15 protein-coding genes are annotated in these 17,418 nt (G+C 67.7%); 7 read left to right on the top strand and 8 right to left on the bottom strand.

What is annotated here, in order from left to right; all coding sequences use genetic code 11:
* Positions 1-62: 62 nt before the first annotated feature.
* Positions 63-644: a hypothetical protein gene (locus tag NR810_RS06360; protein ID WP_257448971.1), complete on the bottom strand. Its 582-nt coding sequence runs from the start codon at positions 642-644 to the stop codon at positions 63-65.
* 166 nt (positions 645-810) lie between these two features.
* Here NR810_RS06360 and NR810_RS06355 point away from each other — a divergent pair, with 166 nt between their 5' ends.
* Positions 811-2,994, top strand: coding sequence for a kelch repeat-containing protein (locus tag NR810_RS06355; protein WP_257448968.1), 2,184 nt, complete (start codon positions 811-813; stop codon positions 2,992-2,994).
* 55 nt (positions 2,995-3,049) lie between these two features.
* On the opposite strand, the gene NR810_RS06350 is transcribed toward NR810_RS06355, so the two are convergent.
* A complete protein-coding gene (locus NR810_RS06350) occupies positions 3,050-4,195 on the bottom strand; it encodes a DUF692 domain-containing protein (RefSeq protein ID WP_257448967.1) in 1,146 nt (381 codons plus the stop codon).
* A gap of 18 nt (positions 4,196-4,213) precedes the next feature.
* The gene (locus NR810_RS06345) at positions 4,214-4,372 is read right to left on the bottom strand and encodes a hypothetical protein (RefSeq protein ID WP_257448965.1); all 159 of its coding nucleotides are present in this window, start codon (positions 4,370-4,372) and stop codon (positions 4,214-4,216) included.
* Between the two features lie 205 nt (positions 4,373-4,577).
* On the opposite strand from NR810_RS06345, the gene NR810_RS06340 reads away from it, so the two are divergent.
* The gene (locus NR810_RS06340; RefSeq protein ID WP_257448963.1) at positions 4,578-5,057 is read left to right on the top strand and encodes a GNAT family N-acetyltransferase; all 480 of its coding nucleotides are present in this window, start codon (positions 4,578-4,580) and stop codon (positions 5,055-5,057) included.
* A 47-nt stretch (positions 5,058-5,104) separates the two neighbouring features.
* Here NR810_RS06340 and NR810_RS06335 read toward each other — a convergent pair whose 3' ends face one another.
* From NR810_RS06335 to NR810_RS06325, 3 genes are all read right to left on the bottom strand, one after another.
* The gene (locus NR810_RS06335; RefSeq protein ID WP_257448961.1) at positions 5,105-5,980 is read right to left on the bottom strand and encodes an N-acyl homoserine lactonase family protein; all 876 of its coding nucleotides are present in this window, start codon (positions 5,978-5,980) and stop codon (positions 5,105-5,107) included.
* Between the two features lie 272 nt (positions 5,981-6,252).
* Positions 6,253-7,146, bottom strand: coding sequence for an alpha/beta fold hydrolase (locus NR810_RS06330; protein ID WP_257448958.1), 894 nt, complete (start codon positions 7,144-7,146; stop codon positions 6,253-6,255).
* Positions 7,147-7,290: 144 nt separating this feature from the next.
* On the bottom strand, positions 7,291-8,415 hold the full coding sequence (locus tag NR810_RS06325) for an FAD-dependent oxidoreductase (protein ID WP_257448956.1): 1,125 nt from the start codon (positions 8,413-8,415) through the stop codon (positions 7,291-7,293).
* Positions 8,416-8,560: 145 nt separating this feature from the next.
* Here NR810_RS06325 and NR810_RS06320 point away from each other — a divergent pair, with 145 nt between their 5' ends.
* From NR810_RS06320 to NR810_RS06310, 3 genes are all read left to right on the top strand, one after another.
* Positions 8,561-10,582 (top strand): hypothetical protein, encoded by a 2,022-nt coding sequence (locus NR810_RS06320; RefSeq protein WP_257448954.1) that lies wholly within the window; start codon positions 8,561-8,563, stop codon positions 10,580-10,582.
* A 71-nt stretch (positions 10,583-10,653) separates the two neighbouring features.
* Positions 10,654-11,799 carry a DUF3089 domain-containing protein gene (locus NR810_RS06315; protein WP_257448951.1) on the top strand — a complete coding sequence of 382 codons (1,146 nt, stop codon included), beginning with the start codon at positions 10,654-10,656 and terminating at the stop codon, positions 11,797-11,799.
* Between the two features lie 129 nt (positions 11,800-11,928).
* Entirely contained in the window at positions 11,929-12,780 is an 852-nt protein-coding gene (locus NR810_RS06310; protein WP_257448949.1) for a hypothetical protein, read from the top strand.
* Positions 12,781-13,238: 458 nt separating this feature from the next.
* Here NR810_RS06310 and NR810_RS06305 read toward each other — a convergent pair whose 3' ends face one another.
* Both NR810_RS06305 and NR810_RS06300 read right to left on the bottom strand, forming a co-directional pair.
* Positions 13,239-15,524 carry a glutamine amidotransferase gene (locus NR810_RS06305; protein WP_257448947.1) on the bottom strand — a complete coding sequence of 762 codons (2,286 nt, stop codon included), beginning with the start codon at positions 15,522-15,524 and terminating at the stop codon, positions 13,239-13,241.
* 24 nt (positions 15,525-15,548) lie between these two features.
* Positions 15,549-16,307, bottom strand: coding sequence for a DUF4159 domain-containing protein (locus tag NR810_RS06300; RefSeq protein ID WP_257448946.1), 759 nt, complete (start codon positions 16,305-16,307; stop codon positions 15,549-15,551).
* Between the two features lie 55 nt (positions 16,308-16,362).
* Here NR810_RS06300 and NR810_RS06295 point away from each other — a divergent pair, with 55 nt between their 5' ends.
* Positions 16,363-16,623 carry a molecular chaperone DnaJ gene (locus tag NR810_RS06295; protein ID WP_257448944.1) on the top strand — a complete coding sequence of 87 codons (261 nt, stop codon included), beginning with the start codon at positions 16,363-16,365 and terminating at the stop codon, positions 16,621-16,623.
* A gap of 9 nt (positions 16,624-16,632) precedes the next feature.
* The gene (locus NR810_RS06290; RefSeq protein ID WP_257448942.1) at positions 16,633-17,352 is read left to right on the top strand and encodes a hypothetical protein; all 720 of its coding nucleotides are present in this window, start codon (positions 16,633-16,635) and stop codon (positions 17,350-17,352) included.
* The last annotated feature ends 66 nt before the right edge of the window (positions 17,353-17,418 follow it).

The raw sequence follows: 17,418 nt of genomic DNA, 5'->3' as shown, positions 1-17,418 counted from the left end.
AGCCGCATCATGCCCGGCACCGGGAATCAGCACACACGCCGGTCTCCGCGGGCGGGCGGCGCTCAGCCCTGCGGCACCGACCAGCTGCCCGCCCACTCCGAGGGGCTGTCCGGGTGCAGCGAGGTGAGCTTGTAGTTGCAGTGCTTCTCGCCGCTCGGGTCCGGGCTCCGGATGGTGAAGAGCGGCGACAGCCGCGAGCCGCGCTCCGTACCGCCGTACTGAACCTCGTACTCCTTGCTGGTGGTGCTCGTGGTGGTCGTCTCGCCGCGCTCCGTCTTGCGCATCGTGGTGCACTGCGCCTCGAACTTCACCTTCCAGGTGCCCTTCTCGCCCACGCGCGGCACCTTGAGCTCAGCGCGCATCATGTACTCGCCTGGCGGCAGATCCTCGGCGCTGGTGCCGAGAAACTCCTCGCAGTCGCGGCCCTGGCCCTTGCAGATGCCGATGCTCTGGTCGCTCCAGGGCTGCACGCCCGCGCGCACGTCCGAGAGCAGCGGGCCCACGAGGCCCTCCTCGAAGGACGTGAGCCCGGACGAGCCCGAGGACGTGGAGCAATTGGTCGAACCGGCCGCGCCTCCCGTGCCGTCCCCCTTGCACGCCAGGAGCGTGCCCGCGGCAGTGAGTGCCAGGATGAATGTCCGCATGATGTTTCCCCTCGTATGGTTTCGGGAGCGCGCGGCATAGCACTGCCTCCCGATGGCGGATGTGAACGGCTTCACACGCGCTCGGAGGGCCCAGAAAGAATTCCCATGAAAAATCCCTCGGGCGACGCACGGAGAGCCACCGACTTCCGCCAAGGCCCGAATACACATGGTCCCACTTGCCTCGAGTCCCCCCACCCTGCCCGTCCCGCGCTCCTCCCCCTTGTGGCCCGTACTCCTGACCCTGGGGGTCCTGGCCGTGGGCTGCCAGGTGACACCTCGGGAGGACACCGCGCCGCGAGCACTCGCGGCGAGCCGTGAAGCGCTGACGGCGACGTGGTCCCCCGCGAGTGCCATCAAGGTGAGCCGGGCCTTCCACACCACCACCCAGCTCCGGGGAGGCGAGGTGCTCATCGCGGGTGGAATCCATGTCTCCTCCTCGGGAGGCTCGACGCTCGCGGAGGCGGAGCTGTACGACCCGGCCACCGGCACGTGGTCCATGGTCGGTTCCCTGCACACCGCCCGCAGCTCCCATGCCGCCGCGCTGATGCCAGACGACGCCGTTCTGGTCGTGGGAGGTTCCAGCGGGTTGGGCATCTTCACCAGCACCGAGCGCTACGACCCGCCCACCCGGCTGTGGAAGCCCGTCAGGCCGATGAGCATGCCCCGGCATCAGCACACGGCGACAACGCTGCGGGATGGCCGGGTGCTGGTGGTGGGCGGCTGGAAGGATTTCCAGGGCACCGCCCTGGACACCGCCGAGTTGTACGACCCGGTCTCGAACACCTGGTCCGCGACGGGGGCGCTGAGCACCGCGCGCGCCTCCCATACCGCCACGCTGCTGGAGGACGGCTCGGTGCTCGTCGCGGGCGGCCGCGACGCGACCAACGACCTGGCCAGCGCCGAGCGCTACGATCCCTCCACCGGCCAGTGGGCTCCGCTCAGGCCCATGAACGCCTCCCGCCTGCAGCACACCGCCACCTGGCTGACCGGCCGAGGCCAGTTGCTCGTCACGGGCGGTGACCCCCTGGGCACCTCGGCCGAGGTGTACGACCTGGCGAGCGATACCTGGACGCCGGTGCCATCCCTGGCCGTGCCCCGCTACAGGCACACGGCCACGCGGCTCGCGGATGGAAGCGTGCTGGTGGTCGCGGGCCTGGACCAGTCCAGTGCCGAGCGCTTCGACCCGGCCACGCGCACCTGGAGCCCCGCGGGGACGCTGAGCAACACCCGGGGTGGACATGGCGCGGCCCTGCTTCCGGGAGGCGCGGTGTTGGTGGTGGGCGGCCAGGAGGTAGATCTCACCCTCGGCAACACCGAGCTGGGCACCGTGCGCGACGAGCGCTGGCGGATGGTGGGCACGATGGAGCGCATCCGCTGGATGCATGCCGCGGTCGCGCTCTCGGATGGCGACGTGCTCGTCGTGGGCGGCTTCCAATGGGGAAATACCGGGCTGGCGGCCGCGGAGCGCTACCATCCGGTGGGGCCCGGCTCCGGCTCCTGGTCCTCGGCCGGCGCGATGAGCACGGCTCGCACCGGCATGACCGCGACGCTGCTCTACAACGGCAAGGTACTCGTCACGGGAGGCAGCAATGGGAGCGTCCTGGCGAGCACCGAGCTCTATGATCCCGTGACCCATACCTGGACCCCGGCCGCGCCGATGCAAATCGGGCGCAACTGGCACACCGCCACCCTGCTCCCCGATGGCCGTGTGCTGGTGGTGGGTGGAAATGCCTCCAGCAACTCGAATCAGGTCCTCGCGAGCGCGGAGATCTACGATCCGGACCTGGACACCTGGACCTTCACCCGCCCGATGGTCACCGCGCGCTACCTGCACCGAGCCACGGCGCTGGCGGATGGACGGGTGCTGGTCACGGCGGGCAATGGCAGTAGACTCCTGGAGTCCAGCGCCGAGCTCTATGACCCCGTTACCGGCAGATGGGCCTCCGCCAGCGCCATTTCCAGCCCACGTGTCTACCACACGGCCACGCTGCTGCTGGACGGCAGGGTCCTGGTGGCGGGGGGGATGACGAGCTCCCTCGGCCTCATCGCCACCGCGGAGTTGTATGACCCCGGGACGAACACCTGGACACTGACAGCGCCCATGCGTCAGCCGCTCCGGGGACATGCCGCCGAGCCGCTGGCGGATGGACGCGTGCTCGTCTCGGGGGGCGTGTACGGCCCTGGGATGATCGCGTCCAGCGCGGATACCTACGACTTCATGACGGAGCGCTGGTCTCCCACCGTGCCGATGAATCTGGGTCGGAACAACCACAGCCTGACGCTCCTCCAGGATGGCACGGTGCTGGCAGCCGGAGACGCGGTCTCTAGCGAAGTCTTTCTGGGCAACTGAGCCCGCGCGGCGCTCGGGACGGGTCGGCTCCGGAAGAGAGCCGCCTGTTCGAGGGTCAGGGAGTGGCTCGAGCGGGGTCGAAGGCGGACCAGCGTGACGCGAGGATGGCCAGCAGCTCGACCATGCGCGGATCGAAGGTCTCGAGGTAGGGCGCGAGCCGTGCGCCGGCGATGCCCTGGCGCAGCCTCTGCAGGATGACCCGGCTCTCGGACTCCTCGACGAGGGCCGTGACCAGCTCGCGCTGGTACCGGGCGAGCTCCTCCGTGTCGAGCAGCTCGGGGGGCGGCGCGGAGGCGGAGACACGGACCGGGCTGACGGGGGTTGCGCTGGCCTCGGCCACCAGCTGGACCACGGCGCGGTACTGGGCGCGCCACCCGGCGCGCACTTCCTCTGACTCGAGGGTCTCGCTTCGCCGCTCGACGATGACGACCTCGCAATGAGGGCAGAGGGCGAGCGCCCGGCGGAGCAGGGACAGCACGGGTGACAGGAGGGGTCCGTCGTGACTGTCGAGCCGGACGGGCCTGGAGTCCCCGGCGCCGAGCGCGCGGCCCCAGCTCCCACCCGAGAGGTGGATTTCCCGGACGCACTCCAGCGGATAGGTCTCGAGCAGGAGCTCTGGAGGCAGGCCGGTGTTGACCGCCTGGGTCCACACGTTGTGGACGTCGAGCACCAGGAAGCCCTCGGTGGGGGTCAGCACGGCATCGAGGAACGGGCCCTGGTGGAGCGCATCGACGGGGGCGAGGGTGTTGGCCAGCACCTCGAGGCCGACGGGGCCGCCGGTGGCGGCGCGCAGCCGTTCGAGCCGGTCGCGGCCGATGTCCACGGCGGCGGTGCAATACGGCAGGGGCAGCATGGTGCTGCGGGTGAACGGCCCCGCGGCGGTGAAGCCGAAGTGCTCGGAGACGTGGCGGTAGCGGCGGCGGCGGCACTCCTGGGCGAGACGCTCGATCCACGCCTCCTGCCGAGGCTGCCAGGCGGCGGTCAGCACCGACAGCCACACGCCGTGGCCGTACAAGGCTCCCTCCTCCGCATAGAGGTCGAGCATGCGCTCGGTCCAGCCGGGGAGGGCCCTGGTGGAGAATCCCCAGGAATCGTCGATGTCCCACTCGAGCGCGGCGACCAGCCCCTCGGCGAAGAGCGGCCGTACCGCCTCGCGGAAGGCGTCATCGGTCAGAAGATTCAGACCCACGCGAGGCGGCATGGCGGCTGTTCGTTCCGCTCAGCGGGTGGCCGGGGTCACGAGTTGGGGGCTGGACTCGGGCAGCGCCATCATCATGCCGCAGGCCGGACAGGGAAGAGGACTGCTCGACTTCATTCCCTGGGTGTTGCTCGCCACATCGAGGAGCTGGGTGGCCTTCTCACGGAGATTCTGGTTCATGGCTCTCTTCCTGACTGGGGGGTTACACGCTGGAGGGCGTGAGGAGCCGGACGAGGCAATACCTGTCCGGCTCACTTGGGAAGGTGGAGTTGCCCCTCGCCGGAGGTGACGAGAAAAGGCGGGAGGAGACGCGAGCCCTGTCTGGATGCCCGCTGTGGAGTCGGGCTGCCTTGTCGCCCAGACCCATCGATGTTAGGGCCCTCGTATGGGTCGAACCTTCACCCCCGTCGTCGTGCGCGACTACCGCCCCGCGGACGTGGACGCCCTGATGGACCTGTTCCGCACCGCGGTGCTCCAGGTGGCGCGGCGCGACTACACCGAAGCCCAGGTGCGGGCCTGGGCCGGGCGGATGGATCGGGCGCGCTGGATCGAGCGCCTGAAGGCCAGACCCACCTTCGTCGCCGAGGTGGATGGGCGGATCGCCGGCTTCAGCGACCTGGAGCCCGACGGCCACATCGACATGCTGTTCGTCCATGCGGACCATCAAGGCCGGGGCGTCGCAACGGCGCTGTTCAATCACATCCTGGCCCGTGCGAAGGAGGCGGGCCTCGGGCGCCTCTACACCGAGGCCAGCCTGACCGCCCGGCCGTTCTTCGAGCGCCACGGCTTCACCGTCATCGCGGCGCAGGACGTACCCGTCGCCGGGGAGGTGCTACGCAACTTCCGGATGGAGCGGGTCCTCTAGACGGTTCAGCGCGCGGAAGTAGCCACTGCTGGGGACAGTCCGCCCCCTCACTCCAGATATGCCGGGAACTTCGGCAGTGCGCGAATGTCCTCCGGCGCATGCTGTACCAGGAAACGCCCGTGGGTGTCCTGGATGAGCGCCTCGACCCGTTCGAAGGACGCGAGCGTCTCCGGGCGGCTGAGGTTGAAGTGCGGCACGACATGGCTCCGCCAGTTCTCGCGCGTATGGCAGAGATCGCCTGATAGGACGAACGTGCCCGCCTGCGGGAGCCGGACGACGAGCGACTGATGTCCGGGAGTATGGCCGGGCGTCTGAACGATGCGCACGCTGCCATCGCCGAAGACATCGGCATCGCCGTCGAGGAGTTGCAACTTCGCCGTGCGATATGCGGAGAACACCGTCACATCCACACCGAGTGGCGTCGGGGTCTGGGTCGCCCAGTCGAACTCGCGCCGCTGGAGGAGCCACGTGGACGAGGTGAACGCATTGGCATTGCCGGCATGGTCGGCATGCAGATGTGAAAAGGCGACATAGCGCACGTCCTGGTGGTCGAGACCGAGCTGCCGCAATTGAGTGCTCAGCGGAGTATCGACGTAGGTCCGATTCCCCACCGGGTCGGCTCCGGGCGCCTGGGCAATGGAGTCGCTCAGCCCCGTGTCCCACAAGAACACGCCTTGGGGATGCCGGATCAGGAAGCAAGGAACGGTGAGCGTACCGGCCTGGCCCGTGGGCTCGCCGCTGCCCGAGAAGAACCCCATGTCCTTGATTTCGATCCGACCGCAGTCGAGCACGTAGAGACGAATCGGAGGTGGCTCCTCGGCGGCGGAGGCCGGCGCGCCGGCAGCGGGTGACCTCGCCCCGGTGCACGCGGTGCAAAGGACAGGCATGAGCATGAAAAAAAGCAGGTGGGAGATTCGGGACATGTTCTTCTCCTCCAGATGTCGGCTCGGGACCCGAGTCTCCACTCTGTAATCTCAGGGACGAATCATGTCGAAGCAAAATCGCACCCGCCCGAGGTGGCGCCTCCGCCAGAGATGAAAGACATCACTGCCTGGCAGCCCGTTCCACACGCATGGATTGACAATCAAAGCGCAGCCGTCCGTCAGCCCACTCCTTGAAAAACGCATGCTTCCGTGGCGGGGCCCACCTCCATGGGCCTCCTATCTTTCCTACGTGCCGAGGCAGGCGAGCCCGTCTACGGGCAGAGGAAACTGGCGATGTGCGCGGCAGCGGCATCAGCCGAGGCCGGTTCCCGCCACATGTTGTGGGTCGACCCGGAGAGCTCGACCCAGCGCCCATGCCGGACGTTGCTCTCGAACGCCATCGCGGCCTGTTCGAAGGCCGAATCGGCGGCACTTGTGTCGACGCCCAGGGAAAGCGGAATCGTGGGCAGGCTGAAGTCACGGGTGATGAGCAGCGCCTTCCGCACCGCGGGCCACGTCTCCGTCACATCGAAGTAGGTATAGGCGGTGAGCCCGGTGATGTACTCGTCGTACGTCATGCCCGAGGAGACCGGATCGAAGAACAAGGTCTCGAGGTCGATCACGCTGTAGGGTCCGGCGGGCAGGCCGAAGGCGTTGTCCGGGAGGAACTGGATGGACGGAACCTCGCCGAGCGAGATCTGTCCATCATCGAGGAGCACCACCTTGTTGAGCACCCGGTTGGGATGAGCCTTCTGGAAGGCCAGTACCTGCAGCGCTCCGACCGAGTGGCCCGCGAGGTATGCTTTGTGGATCCCCTCCTGCTTCATGAAGGCGAGAATGACCTTGTTCATCAGGCCGACGAGGTCGGTCCTGGTGGCATGGTCCGACAGCCCCTGGTTGAGGGGGTCGATGGAGAGAACGGCGTAATTCGCGAAGATCTCCCGGTGGAAGATGGAATCCCCGGTGCTGCCCGGGTTGCCGTATCCGGGGATGTAGATGATTGTCTTCTGCTTGCCGTGGTTCCAGTACACGCCGTGGAACGAGAGTCCCTCCTGCTCGACCCAGACATCTCGAATGGAGACCTGTGCCCTGGCTGAAGTGGCTCCCACCAGGAGCACGGCAGCGGCAATCCCCATCATCCATGACCCGATTCTCGTGCGATTCATCTGGTTGTCCTTCCCCGAGGAGAGCGCAATCGCTCCCATCTGCTGGTAGCGGTCCATTGGCAGTCATGACGAGGTCTGTCAATGGCGAATTGTCCGGCGGGGGGAAGGGGCGCTGCCATTGGAAACGCCTTTCCAGACCGCTGTTCAGATGGGTTGGGCCGTGACTTCCATCATCTTCTTCACGAGCGCGGAGCGGTCGGTCTGGGGCGCCCCCTGCATCTCCCAGTCGCCGATCTGGATCGAGCTCTCGACGATGAACTTGCAGCGCTCGTAGCGCCGTTGCATGAATCGGGACAGGAGCGCCTCCACCGGAGCGACCTCCGCGAGCAGCTCCGAGAGCACCACCGCGTCCTCGACGGCCATGCCCGCCCCCTGCGAGAGGTGCGGCGTCATCGCATGGGCCGCATCGCCCATCAGCACCACCCTGCCCCGGTACCAGGGCTCGGGAACGAAGATCACCTCCATGGGCTTGTAGACCACCTGCTTCGGGTCGGTGATCTGCTCTCGCAACCGGCCGAGGAGCCCGCCGAACTCCATCAGGCGCTCCCTCATGAGCTCCGCGAGCTGGTCCTCCGGCATCCTCGGGTTGCCCGGCTCCGAGGATGTCAAGAACATGTACATCAGGTCCTTGGACAAGGGACAGAGCCCGGCGTTGTGATTCTTCCCGTAGCAGACCACCAGATGGTCGACCTCGGGTGGGCGCGGGAAGTTGTGACGGAAGACCGACTGTCCCGTGAAGCGCGGCTTCAGCTCCTTCCCGAAGACCATGCTCCGGACCTTGGAGTAGAGCCCGTCGGCACCCACGACGAGGTCATACCGGCCCCGCGTGCCATCGGTGAACAGGACCTCCACGCCGTCGGGGTCCTGCTCGAGGTGCTCCACCGTGAGGCCCAAGCGGATGGTGGTGCCCTTCTCCACCGCGGTGGTGCTGAGCACTTGATGGAGCGCCAGCCGGGAGATGCCCAGGTTGGCCGGGTACTCCGGCCCCGCCGCACGCGCCCCGGGCAACATCCGCAGAAGCTCGCCCGCCGCCGTGTAGAGGCCCATGTTCTCGTACGCGAATCCCGCTTCGAGAATGCGGTCGACCAGACCCAGCTGGGCCATGGCCCGGATGACGTTGCATTGCTGGATGATGCCAACGCCGTAGACGGTCCACTCCTTCTTGACCTCCACGAGCTCGACCTCGATGCCCCGGTTGCGCAGGCCCGAAGCCAACGACAAGCCTCCAATCCCACCACCGACAATCAACACCTTGTTCACACGGGCCATCCTGGCTGTCTCCTGAAAGCAGGGCGTGCGCCCCTCACCTGGTACGAGGCGTCTGGGTGACTGGCGGCCACGGTATCACCTGGACGTCGACCTGCCTGCGCACTCGAGCTGTATTCCGCTAGGGTACCGCTGCTCTGGAGGGGCCATGGGGAAGCAGTACGAAGGAATCGCGGCGCGGCTGAACTTCACCACGCCTGGGCGCTCGGCGCGCAAAGCGTGGCCGAAGCTGAAGCTCGGGGATGGGCAGTCCGTCGAGGAGATCCTCGAAGCACTCAAGGAGCGGCCCGCGTTCGAGGTGGCCGCCTCGAGCGACTGGTTCGTGGAGCTGCAAGGCGTGGTGGCGGCGAGCGACATCGATTCCATTGCCGCACAGGTCGCGGGCCTCGCCTCGGCGGCGGCGGCGAAAGGTGCGCACGCGGAGTGGGCCCGCTTCCCCCTGGAGGGGAATGCCTTCCTGTGTCAGGTGTGGGACGGCAAGCGGAAGAAGTTCGTCGAGGCGGAGCCCGAGGCCAGGCACGTCCAGGCCGACTATCGCTTCATCCAGAAGGGGCTGCGCGAGGAGGCGAAGAAGCTCGAGACCGCGCCAGCGAAGGCCCCCGCTGAACGGGGGCTCGTGTGCGGCTGCGGCGCGCCGGTCCAGCGGACGGCCACGCGCTGCGGTTCCTGTGGACGAAACTTCAAGGAGCCCCTTCTCACGGATGCGCTTCCCCCGAACTGGAAAGAGGCACTCTCCTCCGCAAGAAGACGGCTCCGCGAGCTCGGGCTCCATCCCAACGCGGAAGACAGCTTCGAGGGCTTCGCCGAGCTGCATCCCCAGAACGCGAAGCAGGCGCTGGGGGCTCCCGGGATTCTCCGTGACGTGGGCATCACCTTGCTCGCGCCCGAGGAGCTCGAACGGCGCAAGAGGCTCTTCGAGGACGTCTCGAGCTGGCCCCGGAAGTTTCCGCTGGGTCGCAGCAAGGACCTTCTCGAGTGGGTGGATTACGCGATGGAGCGGGCGCTGGATGCGGACCGCCCGACGATCGAGAGGCTCGTGGCCGAACGGCGAGACACCCTCGAGACGCTCCGAGACGTGAAGCGCACCCAGCCCGGTTGGTTCACCGCGGCTGCCGCGGCGGGCGAGAAACGCGGGTATGTCGCGACCCTCGGACCCCGGATGAACGTCCTGCTCGCGGTGGCGGGCAAGGCGCCGGTGGGGACCGAGGAGTGGGAGCTCCGAGCCGTCCTTCGCATGGCGCCCGAGCGCGTGCCCGCGAACCGCAAGCGCGCGCTGCTCGCTCAGGCGGAGAAGAACGGGCTCGCCTCCAGCGCCGGGCTCGGCCGCTGGCTGGATGCCATCCGGTGGGTGGAGCGTCGAAGCCTCGCGGAGGCCCTCTCCTCGCTCCTTCGACGAGCGGCGGAGGCGAACGCGAAGAAGCCGGCTCCCGAGGGACTCGTCTGGCTCGCCCAGCACGTGCTCGCATGGAAGGAGGATGGACGAAAGTTGCAGCTGTGGCCCCTCCCCGATGAGGAGCTCGAGCGCGCGCTGAAAGAGGTCGTGAAGGCGGGGCTTCCGGCGGGTCTCACCCGCTTCCGCGAGGAGAAGGTGGCAGCGCCGCGAGGCATCGAGGGCCGTGAAGCCTGGGCGCTCGAATTCCACCGGGTGAAGACGCCCAAGGTGCGCTGCCCGGAGTGCGGCGCGTCCATCGCTCCGAAAGCGGAGCTGCGCATCCCCAAGCTGGGCAAGACCCTCGGCGCTCGGACGGTCCGCATCTACGAGTGCGAGGCGTGTGCTCGCGAGGAGCCCACGCCCGACAAGCTTCAGGTCCTCGTGGAAGCAGGCGCGCCCGGGAAGACGAAAGCGCCCGTGCACTTCGTGGATTATCCCGATGTCCACGAGGCACGGACGCTCGTGAAGAAGGGCTTCGACGAGAAGCGCTACCGCATGTTCCTCGAGCAGAACGGGTTACTGGCGCCCCGTGCCGTCAAGCTCGGTGGATACGCTGGCGCCTACGAAGACCCGGAGCAGCTCCAGATCGGAGTGAGGTGCGAACACCCGTCGGTGCTTCTCCACCTCTCGCCCGCGGCACTTGGACTTCAGCTCCCCAAGTCCCGGGTCGCGGTGGAGCTCTGCATGAAGCCCGGCTGCAAGCGGCCGGGCGTGTCCGAAGAGGTCAGCACGGACTGACGCACAGCGGTTGGGCAGGCAACCCTCCCGTGGCTTTGACAGGCTCCGTCCAGCCTCCCTATCGTCCCCCAATGCGGAACAGGTTCAGGATCTTCATCATCGCCACGCTCTCGGCATGCACCCTGCTGGGTGTGCTGCTGGTGATGAACTTCGCGTCCATCTTCTTCTGGTCGATCACCCCCAGCACTCCGTTCAGCGAAGCACGCCGCCCCGCTCCGCCCGACTACAGCCAGGCCTCCGCCTGGAGCGCACTTCCCGAGCTCCACGATCTCGCGGACACGCTCCCGCCGTCGAGCCCGGGGCTCGATCAATCCCAGGCGCTCGTGGACGTCTTCTACGTCCATCCCACCACCTATGTCGGCGGCGAGTGGAATGGCCCCATCGATGACACCTCCCTCAATGCGGCGACCGACCGGGTGGCGACGCTCGTTCAAGCGAGCGCCTTCAATGCCTGTTGCGCCATCTACGCGCCTCGCTACCGGCAGGCGAACATCACCGCCCTCACCGGACAGGTTGAGGAGAGCCAGGCCGCGGTGGACCTCGCATATCAGGACGTCGCCGCGGCGTTCCGCCACTGGCGGGAGAAATACAATCACGGACGGCCCTTCATCCTCGCATCACACAGCCAGGGGACCGTGCATGCCAGGCGCCTCCTCCGTGAAGCCGTGAGCGGGACTCCACTGCGGCACCAGCTCGTCGCCGCGTATCTCATTGGGATTCCCATGCCAGAGGGTGCGCTCCGGCAGAGCCTTCCCGACATTCCCATTTGCACGTCGCCCGAGCAGACCGGCTGTCTCATCAGCTGGAACGCACGCGGCGCTGGCTACACGGAGCGCATCCAGGTGCGGGAGCCCGTGACGGACACGACCGCCGCGTCGGGTCCCTCCCTCTGCGTGAATCCCCTGACCTGGCGGCACGACACGGAACCGGCCCCACGGGAGAGAAACGAAGGAGCCGTGTTCCTCGAAGCGACCCCACCCCGGGTGATGCCAGGACTCACCGGTGCGCAATGCAAGGAGGGGAAGCTGGAGGTCCTCCTCGGCGAAGACCTGCAGCGCGACTTCATGAGCCGGCTGCTCGACCACACGCTGGGCGCGGGCAACTACCATCCCGTGGAGTTCCAACTCTTCTACATGAACATCCGCCGCAATGCGTCCGAGCGGGTGGCGGCGTTCCTGCGCACGAGAGCCACCGCGAACACCCGGAGTGACCCGTAGCTCCACGGGCCCACCTGGGTGGTGTGCTCCCTGTTTCCCGACACCCTGTATTGACGGGAAAACACGGCAAACCCCATAATGCCCGAGCTGGTTGCTGGAGCAGCAAGCGCCCGGTCGCGCGGATCGCCAGTGCTGCGCGACGTCCACGCCCTTGGCCCGCGCCGCTCACGGGTGATTCCAATGCCACTTCAATTCGAGCGTCTGGTCTGGTGGTTCGTCAAGGGTCGATTCCGCTACACGGAGGCGGAAAAAAACCTGATCACGTTGGAGAGCGAGGTTCGGGCGCTGCTCGAGAAGGCTTCGAACGAGAAGCTCCTCGAGAAGCTCGATGCGCTCACCGCGAAGAAGATCCCCGAAACCGGGTACAAGGAGCTCGAAACAAAGCTCAAGGCCCTCAAGCGGGAGGCGACTCCCAAGGGCCCTCCGCCCAAGCCCAAGAACACGACCTCCCCCGGACCCAAGGGCAGGAGCCACAGCGAGAGTGAGAGCGAGAACGAGAGTGATAGCGAGAGCGATGAGGGCCTGAACGAGCTGGTGCGCATGTTCGGCAAGCCTCAGCCGGAGAAAAAGCCAAAAGCCAAACCCGCTTCGACCCTGGCGCTCAAGCAGGAAACTCCGCTCGAGACCAAATCCCGCCATTGGGAGCAGGAGTACATCGATGCGGCGACCCAGGCCAACCCCAAGAGCAGGGCCTCCAAGAACATCATGAATCATCCTGTCAACCAGCCAGCCGTTCTGCGCGAGCTACCGCATCCCCTGGCGGGTGGCAGATACGTGCAGATCCGAACGCAGACCTCGCGGAGTGACGACCATTTCCGGATCGTCCTCGAAGTCAACGACCAGGGACCCATCAAGGGCGGCATCGTCGCGGCCATCTGGGGACTGAGCCACGATGAGATGCGTCGAACCAATAAATTCTGGGTCTACACGCGCGTGAAGAAAAACGACTGGGTTCACCACAGCGGAGACGAGCGGTGGTGATTCGCCGGGACGGCAGCGGGTCGAACCGCACGCCGTCCCAGCCACTCCCTGCCTACCACATGTCCGCCCCACACGCCCAGCGACGGCTCGAGCACTGGCAGAGCCCAGGCGTGCCATTGTTGAAGACACACGTGGTCTCAGAACCTTCCACGCGGCAGAAGGTGTAGTTCATGGACTCGCACGAGGTGGCAAGGGCTTCGCTTTGAGGAGAAGCACTCTCGGACGAAATCTCCTGCTCGGATTCGACACCACCACAGCCCGTGGTGACCGTGACGAGAGCAAAAGCAAACGCAAGCAGGTGACGACGCAGCATGATGACTCCTGGGACTGCAAGTGAAACCCCAGGATTGGACAAGAGGAATCTACCTGTCAATCAAAGAACCGTGGTGGGGAGGGAGGCGAACCCTCGTTCTTCCAATACCCTCACCCCGTCCCTCTCCCGAAGGGAGAGGGGTGATTCACACGTACCCGAAACGGCGGCGCAGGAACCACTCCGTTCCCAGCAGCCCCACCAGCGCCACCAGGTAGTACCAGCGATCCCACAGCGGCCGGTCCTTCGCCCGCCCCACCTCCACCACCGGTGGGTCCAGCAGCGGCACGTCATCCGGTAGCCCACTCATCGGCAGCCGGAAGGCCTTGCCGCTCGTGTACTTCGCGATCTGCTCCATCAGCTCCGGCCTCACCGAGGCGTCCGACAGCTCCGGGCCCACCGCTCGCACCGCCACCGCGTCCTCGCCCTTCCCCAGGTCCGTCTCGCCCTTCTTCGCCGTCGCCACCAGTTTGTATGGGCCCGGCGCTGGCGGCGCGAACTCCAGCCGCACCACCCCGTCCGGCCCCGTCTGCCCCACCTGCACCGCCACCGGCTTCTGCGTGTCCACCGACACCAGCTCCACCCGCACCTGCGCGTCCTGCGCCGGCTGGTAGTCCGCCGTCCTCGATGACACCACCACCCCCACCGGCTTCCCGGGCTCCACCGAGGGCGGATCCGCCGTCACGTTCAGCGTCGTCAGGTCCGGGTCTCTCACCAGCCAGCGCAGCGCGTTGCCCCAGAACCGTTCATACGTGCGGCTCGGCGAGCCCCCCTTGTGCGCCGTGAACGCCCAGTACCAGCTCGCGTCCGTGGCCACCACCATCGCCCGGCCCCGCCCGTAGTCCCACACCGCCACCAGTGGCGCGTTCTTCCCGTCCACCGTCATGAACGGATGGTCCATCAGCACCGTCGCCCCCGGTTTCGCCCTCGTCAGGTTCGCTCCCGGAATCGCCGGCAGCTCCGCCCACGCCGTCTCCGTGCTCGCCCCTCCCGAGGCCATCGCCGTCACCGGGTGCCTCAAGCCCTCGGGCGTCAGCCGCACCTTGAAGGCCTCCGGATTCGCCGGGCCCGCGCCCTCCACCGGCAGCGACTCGTACAGCGTGGGCATGTTCGCACGGCCCTCGCCCAGCACGCTGTCCCCGCCAATCATCACCAGCGCCCCGCCGTTGTGCACGTAGCGCTCCAGGTTGCGCTCGTACTGGGCAATCGACAGCGACGAGTCCGTGTATCCAAAGTTCTGGAAGATGACGACGTCGAACGTGTCCAGCTTCGTGTCGAAGATCTCCTCCATCGGGAAGGGAATCAGCGACAGCTCGCGCTCCTGGCTCACCACTCCCGGATCATCCGACATCGTCCTCAAGATGTAGAAGGACACCAGGTCCACGTTCGCATCCTGGCGCAACAGGCCCCGCAGGAAGCGCTCGTCCCACGAGGGCCGGCCCACCACCAGCAGCACGCGCACGCGGTCTCGAATCACCTTCAGCACGAACGAGCGCGTGTTGTTGTCCCCCACCGCCTCGTCCGGGTACACGGGCATGCTCACCGTGTAGACGAAGCGCCCCGTCTGGTCCGGCGTGAACGTGAAGCCCACCGGCTTCACGTCGTCCGAGGACTCGAAGCGCACCGTCTTGCTCGCCACCACCTTGCCTTCCTGCTTCAGCACCACCGGCACGTCCTGCCCCGAGAAGCCCCGGCCGTGCACCTGCACCTCCACCGTGATGGAGTTGCGCACGAAGGCGAAGTCATCCACCTTCACCCGCTCCACCGCCAGGTCCTTCAACGCCTCCTTGCCCACGAGGAACGTCGACACCGGCACGCCCAGGTCCGCCAGCGCCGCGCGCGCACGGCCCACCGCCCCGCCCGCCAGCTCCACGTTGTCCGCGCCGTCGCTCACCATCAGCACGCCCGCCAGCTTCTTCGAGCCCTGTGCCCCCGCTCCCACCGAGCGCAGCGCCGACAGCAGGTCCGACGTCCCCGCCCGCGCCGGCTCCTTCGCCAGCGCCTCGGCCGACGTGGGCGACAGCTCCGGGTCGAAGCCGTACACCTCCACCGTGTACCGGTCCTGCAACGCCGCCAGCCCCGGCGCCGCCTGCTCCAGGAAGGCGGCCGCCTGCGCCGAGCGCGTCATGCCCCCCGGCTCCACCGGGAAGTTCATCGACGCCGAGCGGTCCACCAGCACCGCCACCCGGTTCTTCATCCGCGCCACCTGCAGGTTGCGGATGCCGGGCTCCAGCAGGAAGAAGAGCGCCGCCAGGCCCGCGCCCGCGCGCAGGAGCCACAACGGCCAGCGCCGCAGCCGTGAGGGCTCGCGCCTCACTCCCCACGCCGCCAGCCCCACTCCGAGCGCCACCCCCACCCCCAGCAGCACCAGCGCCCACACGGGCAGTGGCGAGAGGCTGACGAGCTTCCAGGCATTGAAGGGTGTGGTTTCCATGAAGGTGGGCCAGGGCCTCTCGGGTCAGCGGCGCTTGTTGAGGATGAGCGGCAGGTGGACGGCGTCGTCCTTGTAGTCCAGGCAGAGCGCGTACATGCACAGGTTGATGCCCAGCCGGATGGCCAGCTCGCGCTGCGGCTCGCCGCCCGGGGAGACGTCGAACTCGTAGTCTCCCGCCTCGCTGCGGCTCCAAGCACCCGCCACGTCGTTCTGCGAGTACATCACCGCCGCCCTCTTGCCGATATTGGCCGACAGCAACTGTGGTTTGTTGAGCAACCGCCCTGGCGCCGAGTCCAGCAGGAAGAAGCTCTTGAAGACGACGTGGCTGGAGGGCACCGGGGTGAGCGGGCTCTGCGGCAGCACCCGCGCCAGCTCCCGCCGGAAGCTGGCGTCGAAGCCGTCCCCGTCGCTGGCGTCGTTGGCATCCGCCAGGAGGAAGCCGCCGAAGGTGAGATAGCGCCGGAGGTTCTCCACCTCGGTGTCGCTGAAGGGCGGGAAGCCCCCGTCCCCTCCCAGGTAGAGGAAGGGGTACTCGAAGAGGTCCGCGCTCGAGAGCGCGAAGGGGCGCGCGTCCGGCACCACCTCCACCGAGGTGCGCCGCTGCACCTCCCACGCGATGCGTCGGAGGCCAGACAGTCGGGCATCCCACCGGCCGCCGTGCCGGGCGACGGCGGGGATGAAACGGCTCTTCTCACCAAAAGCGGACGCACGTCCGGCCAGCAGCGGGACGAGCGCCGCGCCGCCGAGCAGGAGGTGTCGTCGGCTGAGGGGGCGCACGGGCATGGGGGTTCTATATACCGTCGACGCGCCCTTGCATTCCCCGCTATAGAGGTCCCCCATGGCGAAAGGCGGACAGACGCCGAAAGACCCTGCCTCCCCCCGGATGCAGGCGGCATGGAAGCTCAAGGACTCGGGGGATGTGGTGGCCGCGCGCCGCGAGGCCGAGCGCATCCTGGCGGACAATCCCGAGCCGGACGACAAGCTCCAGGCCGAGGAGCTGCTGCGCCGCTCCACCACGCCTCCCGCCCTCTACGGCTTCGCGGCCCTGGGCGCCTTCATCCTCGTGCTGCTCGTGGTGCTCGCCGCCACGCGTTCCTAGGACACCGTCTTGGACGCCTACCTCGCGGCCCTCAAGGCCTATCAGACCTTCAATCCCTCCGGCTGGGTGGCCATCTACCGGCTCCTCCCCATGTGGGCCGGCATCGTGTGTTGCGTGCTGGGGCTCCTGCTGCTGCTCTTCGGCGGCGGGCGCTTCTTCCGCGTGCTGGCCGGTCCCATGGGCGCGCTCATCGGCCTGGGCTGGACGGGCGTGCTGCTCGCGAAGTTCGGCGTCACCGGCACCGACCCGCGCCTGCCCACCGCCGCCGCCGCGGTGCTCGCCATGGTGGGGTTCCTCTTCCCTCCCGCCGTCGTCTACCTCGGCGTGGGCATCCCCGTGGGGCTGCTCGGAGGGGAGATCGCCGGGCCCAAGGACTACCTCGTCGGCTTCGCGCCGGGCCTCATCCTCGGAGGCCTCGTCGCCGCGGTGCTCAACCGGCAGGTGTCCGCCATCCTGGCCTCCATGCTGGGGGCGTGGATGCTCGTCATCGGCGCGCTGGCCGCCCTGCACCAGTTCGGCGGGCTCGTCACCGCCATGGCCAGCCAGCCCTGGGGCCTCATCATCGCCGCGGGGCTCTTCGCCCTGGCCGGCAGTGTCTACCAGATCGCCGTGCGGCCCTCTCCCGAGGAGGTCGAGCGGCAGAACGCCGAGCGCCAGCGGTTGAAGATGCGCAAGGCCGAGCAGAAGGCCCTGGAGAAGCGCTGGAGCGCCTCCCGGGGTGGCGAGTAGGCACCTCGGAGCGACCTTTACCTCCAACCGGGGCCGCGCGTAGAGTCCGCGCCCCCCTGCACCCCC

The organism is Archangium lipolyticum, assembly GCF_024623785.1.
Classification (GTDB): domain Bacteria; phylum Myxococcota; class Myxococcia; order Myxococcales; family Myxococcaceae; genus Archangium; species Archangium lipolyticum.
The sequence above is the reverse complement of the archived record's forward strand: the minus strand, read 5'-3'. Positions and strand labels throughout refer to the sequence as shown.